At 50.9% G+C, this 13745-nt stretch carries 12 protein-coding genes; 6 read left to right on the top strand and 6 right to left on the bottom strand.

Going from position 1 to position 13745, the window contains the following annotated elements; all coding sequences use genetic code 11:
* Positions 1–28: 28 nt before the first annotated feature.
* The 5 genes from Q8K39_RS03555 to hutU all read right to left on the bottom strand — a co-directional run bounded on the left by Q8K39_RS03555 (position 29) and on the right by hutU (position 9167).
* Positions 29–3799, bottom strand: a complete 3771-nt coding sequence (locus Q8K39_RS03555; RefSeq protein ID WP_305258323.1) for a DUF748 domain-containing protein — start codon at positions 3797–3799, stop codon at positions 29–31.
* A gap of 123 nt (positions 3800–3922) precedes the next feature.
* The gene (gene hutI, locus Q8K39_RS03550; RefSeq protein ID WP_305258322.1) at positions 3923–5146 is read right to left on the bottom strand and encodes an imidazolonepropionase; all 1224 of its coding nucleotides are present in this window, start codon (positions 5144–5146) and stop codon (positions 3923–3925) included.
* Positions 5146–5754 (bottom strand): HutD family protein, encoded by a 609-nt coding sequence (locus tag Q8K39_RS03545; protein WP_305258321.1) that lies wholly within the window; start codon positions 5752–5754, stop codon positions 5146–5148. The genes hutI and Q8K39_RS03545 overlap by 1 nt, the downstream gene beginning before the upstream one ends.
* Before the next feature lie 96 nt (positions 5755–5850).
* A complete protein-coding gene (hutH, locus tag Q8K39_RS03540; RefSeq protein WP_305258320.1) occupies positions 5851–7392 on the bottom strand; it encodes a histidine ammonia-lyase in 1542 nt (513 codons plus the stop codon).
* Positions 7393–7466: 74 nt separating this feature from the next.
* The gene (gene hutU, locus Q8K39_RS03535) at positions 7467–9167 is read right to left on the bottom strand and encodes a urocanate hydratase (RefSeq protein WP_305258319.1); all 1701 of its coding nucleotides are present in this window, start codon (positions 9165–9167) and stop codon (positions 7467–7469) included.
* A gap of 296 nt (positions 9168–9463) precedes the next feature.
* Between hutU and Q8K39_RS03530 the strand changes: the two genes are divergently transcribed.
* The 6 genes from Q8K39_RS03530 (at position 9464) to Q8K39_RS03505 (ending at position 13107) form a co-directional block, all read left to right on the top strand.
* The gene (locus tag Q8K39_RS03530) at positions 9464–9871 is read left to right on the top strand and encodes a rhodanese-like domain-containing protein (protein ID WP_305258318.1); all 408 of its coding nucleotides are present in this window, start codon (positions 9464–9466) and stop codon (positions 9869–9871) included.
* Positions 9868–10347 (top strand): GNAT family N-acetyltransferase, encoded by a 480-nt coding sequence (locus Q8K39_RS03525; RefSeq protein ID WP_305258317.1) that lies wholly within the window; start codon positions 9868–9870, stop codon positions 10345–10347. Before Q8K39_RS03530 ends, Q8K39_RS03525 begins: the two co-directional genes overlap by 4 nt.
* A gap of 596 nt (positions 10348–10943) precedes the next feature.
* Positions 10944–11654: a histidine utilization repressor gene (hutC, locus tag Q8K39_RS03520; RefSeq protein ID WP_305258316.1), complete on the top strand. Its 711-nt coding sequence runs from the start codon at positions 10944–10946 to the stop codon at positions 11652–11654.
* A gap of 346 nt (positions 11655–12000) precedes the next feature.
* Positions 12001–12198 (top strand): hypothetical protein, encoded by a 198-nt coding sequence (locus Q8K39_RS03515; RefSeq protein ID WP_305258315.1) that lies wholly within the window; start codon positions 12001–12003, stop codon positions 12196–12198.
* A gap of 41 nt (positions 12199–12239) precedes the next feature.
* A complete protein-coding gene (locus Q8K39_RS03510) occupies positions 12240–12887 on the top strand; it encodes a DUF2242 domain-containing protein (RefSeq protein WP_305258314.1) in 648 nt (215 codons plus the stop codon).
* Between the two features lie 4 nt (positions 12888–12891).
* A complete protein-coding gene (locus Q8K39_RS03505) occupies positions 12892–13107 on the top strand; it encodes a DUF3820 family protein (RefSeq protein ID WP_305258313.1) in 216 nt (71 codons plus the stop codon).
* Positions 13108–13217: 110 nt separating this feature from the next.
* On the opposite strand, the gene Q8K39_RS03500 is transcribed toward Q8K39_RS03505, so the two are convergent.
* On the bottom strand, positions 13218–13610 hold the full coding sequence (locus Q8K39_RS03500; protein ID WP_305258312.1) for a hypothetical protein: 393 nt from the start codon (positions 13608–13610) through the stop codon (positions 13218–13220).
* Positions 13611–13745: the final 135 nt, after the last annotated feature.

Below are 13745 nucleotides of genomic sequence, written 5' to 3'. Positions count from 1 at the left end.
ATGATAATCTGGCAAACAGGCGATTCATTTATTTGAGCAGGAAATCCACACGATTTGGGCTAGCTCTGTCTTTGATACCTTCTGCGTTCAATCTTGGGGCGATCAGGAATAATCTGTCTCTTTCTATCCCAGCAACATCTTCCAGATAATCACGTACTGCATCGGCCCGTTTTTGTGCAAGGGCACGCAAGGCCTCTGGTGTCACTTGTGTATTGGCAAGTATCATTTTTTCTGCTTCTGAAGCGGGCAAGGTTTTCGCCAGTCCTATGGCATTGCGGGGCTTGGCAAATTTTTCTGCCTGATACACAACTTCGACATACTTTACCCGCTCAGTATCACTGATGCTGATGTCCTCTCTTTTGATTGTGCGGTCTTTTTGATGCACTTCTTTCCATTTCAACTCACGCATTTTTTGCATCAGCAATGATTGACGTATGCCATCAGCGTCGCTGACTGGTTCTACCCGGCCAATGATATCGAGCTTGAGGCCAGTACGGTTCTTGAGTGCCGTGGCCAGATTATCCAGCTTTGCCGTAGTGGCTGGCGTCAAGGCCGTCTGGCCAGGCAAGAATTCGGTGTAAGCCAGTTCTTCGCCACCGCCAAACATGGACCCTAACAAGGCGAATGGTGAGGTCACAGCCTTGGTGATCACATTCATGAACACCTTGAAAATGATCCCGCCAACTGAAAACTGTGGATCAGACAATGATCCGGTGATCGGCAAATTGATGGAAATACGTCCCTGGTTGTCGCGCAGCAAGGCAACCGCCAGCATCACAGGCAATTTGGTGGCAGTCGGGCTATCGACTCTTTCACCAAAGGTCAATTGATCAAGGCGAACATCATTCTCAGCCTGTAGTTGCTGGTTTTCTATGCGATAAGACACTTGCATGGACAGCTTGCCTTTTTCTATAACATAACCGGCGTACTTGGCTGCATAAGGCGTCAGTCTGGTCAACTCCAAGCCATTTGCACTGGCCTTGACATCCATGAACATGGGATTGGCCAACGGGTTCAAAGTACCGGATACCACCAACGGCGCATCATCATCGACCTTGCCGGTCAACTCTATGGTTGCCGCTTGCGGATTGTCAGAAGCGATTGCACCTATGGTCCCTGCCACACCCGTCAGATTGGCGGTGTAATTGGGTTTAACGAAATTATCCGTGAAATTGATATTCCCGCCACGCATGGTAGTCTGGGCGACGCGTATCACTACAGGATTGGGTTTTTCCGCTTTTGCGGGCAAGGGCACAGTCACAATATTCGTCGTGGCGGACTTGCTGGTGACAGCCTTTACTGCTGCGTCATCTACTTGCGCAACTGGAGCAGGTACTTCAACTTCTTCCGCATCTGCTTTCTTGGTGCTCAGGATGGTTTGTATATTCAGCTTGCCTTTGGCAGACAAAATGGCGCGTGCATAAAAATCATTCAGCGCCAATTTTTTCAAGGTAATCAATTGCTTGTCACCACCAATCTGGGCACTGAGGCCTTCCATCGCAATGTTTTTCCATTCCAGGAAATCTTCTTCCGCGCCATTTTCCAGCAGATGAAAATCGTTCAGTGCCAGCATGCCTTCGTATTTGATCTGTCTGTTATTGTCCAGCGCATTGGTCAGGTTTAGTTTGCCTTTGATGTCAGCCCGGCCACGTGTCAACGCGGCATTCACATAAGGAGACACGTAAGGGAATAAGGCAGACACTGGCAAACCCTGGCCATCCAGATTCACCATGATATCTTTCAACTGCGCGGATGCGGTCGCATCGAGACGGAGCTTAGACTTCTTCCCAATATTCGTCTTCAAAGTCATTTTGACTGGCTGCGACATGTCGCTACTGAGTTTTTCTGCATGTAGATTTAACGCATCCAGCCTCAGCTTGACTTCTGGCGACATGGATTTATCATTGAAACTGACAGCACTGTCCTTGAAGTCAAGGCTGGCAAGATTGATTTTCCAGGTTGCCGTTGCGGCAGCATTAGTCGAACTGGCAGCCACACTATCTACTACTGCAGGTGTCGTCGGGCTGGTACTTGCGCTGGATTTAAGCCATTTTTGCAAGTTCAGAACCGCTTTCTCATCCCGACGTACATCTGTCACCAGGCCATCGAAGAGCACGCTACCTATATTGACTTGCCTGCTTTCCATATTCAGGGCCAGTTTATCGATAGTCAATGCTTTCAGGTTGAAACTGCCGTCATCGGCTGACTTGGGTTTGATGGCGAATTGATTGAGCTTCATGCCCAGATCATCAACTTGCAGCATGCCTTTTTGCACTTGCAATTGTGCATCCACATCAAATTGACCCGTCACACTTGCGAGTAAATAATTGTTCAGCAAAGGTTGATATGTAGCCAATGCCCAGGACCCCAGTGCCAGTTGCGCTCTTCCCGTACCACTAAACGGGTGCACTTCCCCTTCCAGTTTCAGGCTTTCATTATTTTCACCACTGAGTGCAAACTTGAATGCGGCAGCTTTGGCATCTGCTGCAGAAGACAAGCCGCGTGCAGTCAGGCTGATATCTTTCAGGTTAACGGTTTGTGCTGGGTTGGCATGTTTGGCATCGCGGAAATGCAAAATTCCTTTTGATATTTGTAGCTCTGCCAATTGTTGCAAGGCTGGAGCCGGTTTTGTTGTCGTCGCTATTGCCGATGAAGCTGGAGATCCAGATGCAGATGCGGCACTTGCTGCGACTGTTGCAACTGGTGCTACAGCACTCTTATTATTCGCTTTGCTATCTGCTTTGACTGCTTTAGCGGGCATTGCCAAACTGGCCCAGTTCAATTGACCCTGCTGATTGACATCCAGCCAAATTTCTGGCGACGACAATTCCAGTTTGCTGATGCTGGCGGCCGCCGTCATGACATTCACTTGCTTGATCTGCGCATGCAGGCTGCCGAGCTTCAGCAAGGGTGCATCTGACTTGTCGTTGATATGCAGCTCATCCAGATGCACATCCCCTGCCAGCAATAATTCTGGGGAAGTACTCTTGCGGCTGAATATCAAATCCAGTTTGGTAGACAATTTCGCGTTCCTGACCTGGACTGGCAAAGCCGCCGGCACATAGGGCAGATAGTGTGTCAGGTCCAGTTTGTCGAGGTCTATCGCCAGTGACGTATCCAGGCTATTGGTAAATGGCTTCGCCCTGCCCCTGAGGACAAAATTAGAACCATTCACCTTTGCCGACAACATCGGTTCGACAAAACTCTCTATTTGATTAGGGAAGTTGGATACAAAGGGCACGCCAATTTGCAGTGCCTCTATCTTGAATTGCTCATCAACGACCCTGTCATCTATTTCTATGCGGCCACCTGCCAGTTGCAAGTTCGCCAACGAAAAACGTGCCGTTGATTCACTCTTGGGCATGGCAGCAATTTTCTCCAGGATATCGCTGAAGTTGTAGCGTCCATAGCCCTCACCTGGAGTACGGATAATATGCACGTAGGGCTCAGTGAGCCTGACTTCATCGACGATCAGCGCCTGACGAAACAGCGATGCCAGCGACAGATTCAGTACCAGTTCCTTGACCTTGACTGCGGGTGTACGCTGATCAGCCTCATACAAATTCAAATCCTCAATTGTCAGTGCCAGCTTGAAAGGTGAAAAGCGAATATCCGCCATATCCAGCTTGCGGCCTATCTGCTGTTGCACTTGCTCAGCGGCGACACGTTTGACTATTCCCGGCAGAAAAGCCCAGCTCAGCGCTGCCAGCAAAAATACCAGACCGACCAGGCCTGCAGCCCATCGCCCCAGATGCCAGCGTTGGTTTGCATTGGTGATTTTTTGTTTTATTGTCGTCATAGTAGAGTCTGGTGCATTTGTGTATGGCTGAATAAGATTATAGTCTTCAACGACAGCGATCAAAAGAAAACCCCGGCTAAGCGGGGTTAAAGAATGTCAATCAGGAAAGAAATTCGTACATCGTCAGGCCAGTAACTTACCCGCAAACACTTTGGCCTGCGAAGGGTTACCTGCAATGTGATAAGCCAGGTCTGCAGGTCTGGCGATATCCCAAAGCGCAAAATCTGCCGCCTTGCCGATTTCGAGACTGCCAGTTTCCGCATGCAAACCCAATGCCTGGGCAGCATGACAAGTCACGCCTTGGAGTGCTTCCAGCGGCGTCATACGGAACAAGGTGCAAGCCATGTTCATCGTCAGCAGCAGCGAAGTCAGGGGTGAAGTGCCGGGATTGCAATCCGTTGCCAGTGCAATCGGCACGCCCGCCACACGCAGTGCCGCCAAAGGCGGATACTTGGTTTCGCGCAAAAAGTAAAACGCCCCCGGCAAGAGCACGGCGACTGTGCCGCTTTCTGCCATGGCGGCTATGCCATCATCCGACAAATATTCGAGATGATCGGCAGACAAGCCTTTAAATTTTGCCGTCAATGCTGCTCCGCCCTGATCAGATAATTGCTCGGCATGCAGTTTGACTGGCAAGCCATGCGCTTGTGCTGCCTGGAACACCAGTTCAGTCTGCGCTGGCGTAAATCCTATTTTTTCGCAAAATACATCGACGGCATCGACCAGACCTTCAGCCACCAGAGCGGGCAGCATCTGTTCACAAACCAGTTTGATGTAATCATCCGCCCGTCCTGCGTATTCTGGCGGCAAGGCATGTGCGCCCAAAAAAGTTGTTTTGACGCGCACAGGAAACTCACGTCCTATGCGCCTGGCCACACGCAGTATGCGTGCCTCGGTTTCCAGGTCCAGACCATAGCCAGACTTGATTTCCAGCGTAGTCACGCCTTCGGCCAGCAAGGCATGCAGACGAGGCAAGGTAGCAGCCAGCAATTCATCCTCATTCGCTGCGCGGGTGGCACGTACGGTAGAAATGATACCACCGCCCTGCCTTGCAATTTCTTCATAGGCGACGCCATTCAAACGCGCCTCAAATTCATTGCTGCGGTTACCGGCATACACCAGATGGGTGTGGCAATCGATGAGGCCGGGAGTCAGCCAACAGCCTTTGCCATCATGGGTTTTGGCGACGACATATTCTGCTGGCAATTCACTTCGAGATCCCAACCAGACAATCCTGCCATCTTTCACGGCGATGGCAGCATCCTTGATTTCGCCATAGCCATCAGTCATGCATGCCAGGTGGACATTGATCCACAAGCTGTCCCAGGACAATCCAGTTGATATCATCAGCTGTCACCCATGTTTAAAAATTGTATGCGCATCAGATAGAGTACAGAATCTTCATCGCTATGCAAGTTCAGACGTATGCCTTTGTGTTCATGCTCTTCTTCGAACAGGCAGCAATCATAGTCTTGCAAAGACTCGCCTGTCGTCAGGCGGGCGCTGCCCTTGGCGCAAAACAGCAAGAGTTGCTGGGCATCATTGGCTTCGATGAAATGCTTGCCCGCCTCGAGCCTTTGCATGTGATGGGTGCAGACATCGCGCCGCGTCATCATATTCAAATCCAACACTGTGCCATGCAAGAGTTCAGCATTGATGGGCGTCTCGCCCCTGAACTGATGCGGCAGGCTGTCTTGTTTGAGGAAGACACTTTGCCCATGACTGTGTTCGCTATCGCTATGCAGTATCAAACCATCACCAGATAAAATCGCCAGAGTCCTGTCTATCTGGGCGAAATGCGAAAACGGGCCATTGCTACTGACTTCAGCCGTGCTTAAGCGCCAGACAAAATGATCCAGGCTGGCATCAGTTGGAAATATCGCCAGCTCAGTCGTACTGCCGCCGCCATTTTTCCACGGCATGGTTTGATAGTCTTGTCTTGTCCACTTGCGCATAGTAATCAAAAGCTTTCAGCAAAATACAGAATGGCCCCCTCATGCGAGAGAGCCATTATCATAATACAAACCGTCAAACAGAATCAGGCAAAAAAATCAGGCTAAATACAGATTCTGATACAACTGCTGGCATTGTGCGCTCAAATGTCCTTCGACGACCAGTGCTTTCGCAGCTTCTATATCTGGAGCAAAGAACCTGTCCTTGTCATAGAAAGCCACTTTTTCGCGCAAAAGCGTGTGTACTTGCTTCAACATAGCCGAAGTTTGTAATGGGGCATGGAAATCTACACCCTGTGCCGCGGCCAGCAACTCTATACCAACGATGGTCGCAGTGTTGTGAGCCATTTCATGCAAACGGCGCGCACCGTAGGTCGCCATGCTGACATGGTCTTCCTGGTTAGCTGAAGTCGGAATACTGTCCACACTGGATGGATGAGCATGTGATTTGTTTTCAGATGCCAGCGCTGCGGCTGTCACATGGGCGATCATGAAACCGGAATTCAAGCCAGACGAAGGCACCAGGAAAGGTGGCAGGCCAGAGATCGATGAATCAATCAGCAGGGCGATGCGACGTTCAGAAATGGAACCAATTTCTGCAATTGCCAGCGCCAGCGTATCCGCCGCGAAAGCGACTGGCTCTGCATGGAAGTTACCACCAGAAATGACTTCACCAGTTTCCACGAACACCAATGGATTATCGGTAACAGCATTGGCTTCTATCAGCAAAGTGCGTGCCGCATTATTGATGATGTCGAGGCAAGCCCCCATAACCTGTGGCTGGCAGCGCAGGCAATAAGGATCTTGCACACGTTCATCATTGACGAGATGAGACTGGCGAATTTCACTGCCAGAGAGCAGGTTGCGATAAATCTGCGCTGTCGCAATTTGGCCAGGCTGACCACGGCTGCTATGGATGCGTGCATCAAATGGTGCATCACTGCCCTTGGCCGCATCGACTGACAAGGAACCAGTAATGGTCGCTGCTTCCAGCAGACGCTCTGCCAGGAACAAGCCATTCAAAGCCAGCGCTGCCGATACCTGCGTACCATTGATGAGCGCCAGACCTTCCTTGGCAGCCAGTACGACAGGCTTGATACCGGCAGCAGCCAGCGCTTCTTTGGCAGGAACCAGTTTGCCATTCACACGCGCATCGCCTTCGCCCAGCAAGGCCAGGGTCATGTGCGACAAGGGTGCCAGATCGCCAGATGCGCCCACTGAACCCTTGACCGGGATAGTCGGCATGATGCCAGCGTTATACATGGCAATCATGCTGTCAATAACAGAAGCACGTATGCCGGAAAAGCCACGCGCCAGGCTGGCGATCTTCATCGCCAAAATCAGACGCACGACTTCATCCGAAATCAATTCGCCAGAACCGACGGAATGCGACAGGATGAGATTGCGCTGCAAGAGTTCCAACTGGTCGTCAGGAATGCGGGTCTTGGCCAATTTGCCGAAACCGGTATTGATGCCATAGGCCGCATCGCCTTTTGCGACAATTTTATCGATTGTGGCAGAGGCAGCATTGATGCCGGCATAGGCGGACTCTGCCAATTTCAAAGGCTGCGCCCTGGTCCAGATGGAGCGCAAGTCGCTCAGCGTGAATTGGCCTGGTTGAATTTCAAAATGATTGCTCATGTTTTTTCCTGAATACTTTTAATAGTGTCTTGGATTCCTTCCCATTAAAGGGAAAGGGCTAAGCCGATGCTTGCTTACTTTGCTTTGGCAATCATAGGCAAATTCAAGCCCTCACGCTCAGCACAAGCAACAGCATGCTCATACCCAGCATCCGCATGACGCATGACGCCAGAACCGCAGTCATTGACCAGTACACGCGCCAGACGTTTGGCCGCCGCATCTGTGCCATCAGCAACAATGACCATACCAGAATGCTGGGAATAGCCCATGCCCACACCGCCACCATGATGCAGCGATACCCAGCTCGCACCACCCGCAGTATTGAGCAAAGCATTCAGCAAAGGCCAGTCGGATACTGCATCCGTACCATCGCGCATGCCTTCTGTTTCGCGGTTGGGGCTGGCGACTGACCCTGTATCCAGATGATCACGGCCAATGACGATAGGTGCTTTCAATTCGCCATTCTTGACCATTTCATTGAAGGCCAGGCCAGCGATATGGCGCTCACCCAGGCCCAACCAGCAAATACGCGCTGGTAAACCCTGGAAGGCAATACGTTCTGATGCCATGTCCAGCCATTTGTGCACGCCTTTATTCTCAGGGAACAGCTCCTTGATCTTGGCATCGGTCTTGCGAATATCTTCAGGATCACCCGACAATGCTACCCAGCGGAACGGGCCCTTGCCATCGCAAAACAAGGGACGGATATACGCAGGCACAAAACCAGGGAAATCAAAGGCATTCTTGACGCCTGTGTCAAAGGCTACCTGACGGATGTTATTACCGTAATCAACAGTCGGTATACCCATGGCGTGGAAATCCAGCATGGCTTGCACATGGACGGCGCAGGCCTGTGCAGCATCGGCAGTCAGTTTCGCATGCTGAGCAACGTCTTGTTGCGCAGCTTTCCATTCAGCCACTGTCCAGCCTATAGGCAGGTAACCGTTGATGAGATCATGGGCAGAAGTCTGGTCAGTCACCAGATCAGGTTTCATGCCACCCGCTTTTGCACGCTTGACCAGTTCAGGCAAGATTTCTGCCGCATTGCCAAGCAATGCAATTGATACGGCTTCCTTACGGTCACAATGATGCTTGATCAAAGCCAAGGCATCATCAAGATCTTTGGCTTGCTTGTCGACATAACGGGTACGCAGGCGGAAGTCTATGCTTGATTGCTGGCATTCTATATTCAGTGATACCGCACCGGCAAAGCTGGCAGCCAAAGGTTGAGCGCCGCCCATGCCACCCAGGCCAGCTGTCAATATCCAGCGGCCGCCCCAGTCACCATTGAAATGCTGGCGACCTGCCTCTGCAAAAGTTTCGTACGTCCCTTGGACGATGCCCTGGGTGCCGATATAGATCCAGCTGCCGGCTGTCATCTGCCCATACATGAACAGGCCCTTGCGGTCGAGTTCATTGAAATGTTCCCAGTTGGCCCATTTTGGTACCAGGTTGGAATTGGCGATCAGCACACGTGGTGCATCTTCGTGGGTCTTGAACACGCCTACTGGTTTGCCAGATTGGATCAGCAGGGTTTCGTCTTCATTCAGTTCTTTCAGCGATGCCAGGATCTGGTCATAGCATTCCCAGTTGCGGGCTGCGCGACCTATGCCGCCGTAGACGACCAGATGCTTGGGGTTTTCTGCCACCGCAGGGTCAAGATTATTCTGGATCATGCGGTAAGCCGCTTCGGCTACCCAGGTCTTGCAGGTTTTTTCTGCGCCATGCGGTGCGTGGATTACGCGAGTGGCATCCCAGCGTGGGTCGTTATTCATTGTCTCTCTCCATCAGTTAAATACAGGATAGCGGCAATTCACAGAAATACCGCCCAGATATAAAAATCCGGCAAGCGAACAAATGCATAAGACCGGACAAAGCTGAATCATTAAGAGAAAGTTTAAGTTGTATATACAACTTTTGCAAGCGAATACTAAAAGGATTTTGCAAAAATATGAGGCAGGCCACATTTTGGCGCGATATTACCGGATCATGCCGCTAACGCCACTTTGCGGTTTTATCAGCGAGGCAGACAATAGCTACATGTTCAACCCAATCATGAAAGGCAAACACTATGTCCGTCGTCACTGAAGTCGCCGCAGCCAGCAGCCAGGAAGCCATCGCCCATTTTGCAGACAGCCTGCGTTTTGAGACTGATTGCTGGGATACCCACCATGCCATGTCCGAAGGCAAAGCCGATTTTGTCTTGCTGGATGTGCGCAGCCCCGAGTCTTATGCCAGGGGCCATGTACCCGGTGCAATCAATCTGTTGAGGGGCAAGATCATCGCCTCGAAACTAGCCAGCTATCCGCCAGATACCTTGTTTGTAACTTATTGCGCCGGCCCGCATTGCAATGGTGCGACCAAGGCGGCGATCAGACTGGCGCAACTGGGCCGCCCAGTCAAAATCATGATAGGCGGCATTACAGGCTGGCTCGATGAAGGTTTCACCCTGACAACTGAAGTGACAGAACTGGCATGAGTCCAAAAGCAAAACCTGCGATATTCAGCATACGCTCTGCCCTCGCCGTCGACGCGGCAGGCTTGTTGCAACAGATGCGTGAACTGGCAGCCTTTGAAGGCTACCTGGCTGAATTTCGTGTCACCATTGACGACTTGCTGACACGTGGCTTGGGGCATGAATCAGCCCAATTTCATGCACTACTGGCAGAATCAGCCGATGGTGTTTTGCTGGGCTATGCGGTGCTGGTAGAAATCGGCTTCACCTTTGATTTGCAAGCAGATTGTCGATTGAAGGAATTGTATGTCAGCCCGGCAGCCAGAAGCATGGGAGTGGGCAAGGCACTCATGAACGCAGTGTTAGCACATGCGAGATCGCGCGGTTGCGGTCGACTAAAATGGGATGTATTGCCTGACAATGAAAATGCCAGGCAATTTTATCGCAGCTTGGGTGGCCAGCCAGACAATAACTGGGAGGCATGGATACTGGCACTGTAAAGTAACTACTAGGGCGTGTTGACATATCTTTTAGACAAAGCGTTCCCGCCATATCGCGGGCTGGCAAGGCGTGTGGTGCAGTCAGGGCTGGTGCCCCTGACAAGACGCAGAATCTTGCAAACCCTGCAGTCCAGCGTGCGATATGGTGGGGGCCGCCTAGGTGGAACCCGGAGGGAATGGGCCAGAAACCTCGCCTGGCGTTGTTGTGCGTCGCTCACTTGGCTCGCCAAGCAACGCTCCGTACGCCTAGCCAGGCAAGGTTTCTCACCCATTCGCTTGACTAAAAGATATGTCAACACGCCCTTAGTACCTAAGACAAAGCTGGCGATTTGTGTGCACGGTATCGGCATGCAGCCACTGGCAGGGCTCATCTCCGTTTCGACCTGGCTGGCTGCATATCTTTGGCAGTGACGCACACGCAGTCATCACTAACTTGCCAGGCCGCAAGCACTCTTGCTTCAACTCCCCTTTCACAATCTGCAAGATGCCAATCTCCTGCATGGCCGCAAAAAATGACATTGCAAACCAATAAATTCGCTATCACCGGCATGCTATGAGAAAATGCAGACACCTATCACTTCTACGCCACCTATCCTGTGAAACCCAGCAAGCCAGATACTCCCGCGTTTCAAGTCATAAAAGATACCCTGCTCCAGGAAATACAGTCAGGCAAATGGAAAGAAGGTGCCGCGATTCCTGCTGAAACTGCGCTGGCCAGCCAGTTTGGGGTATCACGCATGACAGTCAACAGGGCTGTGCGCGAACTCACCAGTGAACAAATCCTGACGCGCATACAGGGATCTGGCACCTATGTGGCACAACAAAAATACCAGGCAACGCTGGTGGCCATCAAAAGCATTGCAGAAGAAATCCGTTCACGTGGCCATGCCCACCGTAGCGAACTACATCAATTGAAGGAAGAAGTCGCCACCGAACAACTGGCGGCAGAATTCCAGGTCACGCCTGGCCATGCTTTGTTTCATTCAATCATCGTGCACTTTGAGAACGAGGTGGCGATACAGGTAGAAGACCGCTGGGTCAACTCCAGCGTGACGCCGGAATACCTGCAACAAGACTTCAGCGTCATGACCCCGAATGAATACCTGGTTGCTGTGGCCCCCTTGCAAGGCGTTGACTACAGCATAGAAGCCGTGCTACCACCCAAACAGATAGCTGAAATGCTGCATATCTCAGCCAAAGAAGCCTGCCTGGTCTTACACAGAACCACCCGCTCACGCGACTTGATCGCGACCAGCGTGACCATGTGGCATCCGGGTAAACGTTATCAGTTTGCCGGGAGTTTTTAGTTTTCAAGACCTCTCAACACAGAGACACAGAGGTGTCACAGAGGGCACTGAGAAACTCTTCTGAGTATGTTTCATTTGCGAATTTCGCAGGAGCGAACTGTGGAATTCATGCATTATGTTGCTTGCTGACGAAACAATGTTGTTTTGCAAAAGATCACTCCCTCCACTGCGATGAGCTTTTTGCTCCAAGAAATTTCCGCGATAGCTGTCACCCAAATGCCTTCCCGCCGCGTTATATCTTAACAATCTGGCACTTGCCATTTTGCATTTAATGCAGCCGTCACACCTCAAGGGTGCTGGCAAGTTAAAATACGGCTTACGCTCAAATAAGCAAGAAAGAAATATCATGGCAAAAAAGAATGAACTGGACCCGGAAACCGAGGCGCTGATTGCCTGGTGTACCGAAGTAGAAGGCTTCCTGGTCGCAGGCGGCGCTACCGTCAGCCAGGCACAAGATCATATAGAGGAACAGATAGAGTGGTTCACCGATCTGTTTTTTGATGGATTAACACCAGAAGAGGCAGTTAAAGAAGCCCTGGCCTGAGTGCCAGCACAAGCTCACCTCTAAAGCATATAGAAATAAAGATGATTCACCGCAAATTATTAGTACCACTCGCCCTATCCCTTGCTTTGTTAAGCGCCTGCACCACCACCAAGCATAGTGGTACGCAGCATGAAGAATTTGGCGCTACCGGCGTATTTACCCGCAGCTTTCCTAGTACTGAAAAAAGCGCCTGCGAAGCGGCACGCCGCGCGCTGCTAAGCCAGGGCTATGTCATCAGCGACTGGAAACCATCGGTCCTCAAGGGCCGCAGGAAATACCAGCCAGAAGCTGACATTCATGCAGAAATCGAATTCAACGTCGTCTGCGTGGCGGATAGCAAAGGCAGCAATAGCACCACGGTTTTTGCCAATGCAGTACGTGACCGTTATTCACTGAAGAAAAGCAACACCTCAGCCAGCATAGGCGTCAGCGCCATAGGTTCGGTGTCCCTGCCCTTTGGTTCTACGGATGATGCTCTGGTCAAGGTTGCCAGTGAAACCATACCGACTGGCCAATTTTATGAACAGTTTTTTGAACTGGTAGATCGCTATCTGGATACTGTGCCCTATGTCCAGGAAGTGGACAACAAGGCAACGACTGCACCACCGACTCCATTAACTCCGGCAACGGCCAGCCAGACAGTGACAAGCGCACCACCAGAACAGTCCGCTAAAAAATCAGAGGAATGAGTGCATGCAAGCCGATGACCTGCAAAGATTATTGAGTTTCAAAATGCCTTATGGCAAATATAAAGACACGGTTATCGCCGACTTGCCCGGCAATTATCTGGGCTGGTTTGCGCGGGAAGGGTTTCCCAAAGGTGAAATTGGTCGCTTGCTGGAATTGATGTATGAGATTGATCACAATAATCTGGGTGAATTGCTGGCACCACTCAGAAAGAAAACCTGAACAAATCTGAGCTATCGCGCCCAAACGAGCGATTTACAGAGACTACCAAGTCAAAACGAGAAAAGGCAGGCATGATCAACATGCCTGCCTTTTTTATCTATCCAGACTGATCAGTTAGTCTTGCTGACGTCTTTGCTCTGACGCTTGCCCGCAGCAGTTGCTGGTAAGTATTTCATAGGGTCATTCACACCTGCGGCATAGGCAGTCACCAGGCTACGCTGGCGCATGCAAGATGCACTGAGTACCGTTGCATCTGGTGCAGCAGAATTAACGCACACCTGCAAATCCTTGACGGTATCCAGCGGGATGCCGGCAGCAGCAGCTACAGAAACGATGGATTGTGGATTGGCACCACTAGCAACCAGACCATCTACTGTTGCCTGCAAATTGCTCGTCGTCGTCAATGCATTGAAAATACCATCAACAGAAGTGTCTACGCCTTCAGCAAAGGCCACCGACAAACTACCAGCCAAAGCCAGTCCCAACAAAGTGTTTTTCATCATTTTTTTCATCAGTATCCCCCAACATGTTGACAAACCATTTTGTCTCACGCAGCCAATTCTAAATAAGTGTAAATCAAATTGAAAGCAGATATTTGTAACCTGCAAAATCTAGTGATCTTACTTGCAAATTAAGCA

Source organism: Undibacterium sp., assembly GCF_030683615.1.
In the GTDB taxonomy this organism is placed as follows: Bacteria; Pseudomonadota; Gammaproteobacteria; order Burkholderiales; family Burkholderiaceae_D; genus Undibacterium; species Undibacterium umbellatum.
The sequence above is the reverse complement of the archived record's forward strand: the minus strand, read 5'-3'. Positions and strand labels throughout refer to the sequence as shown.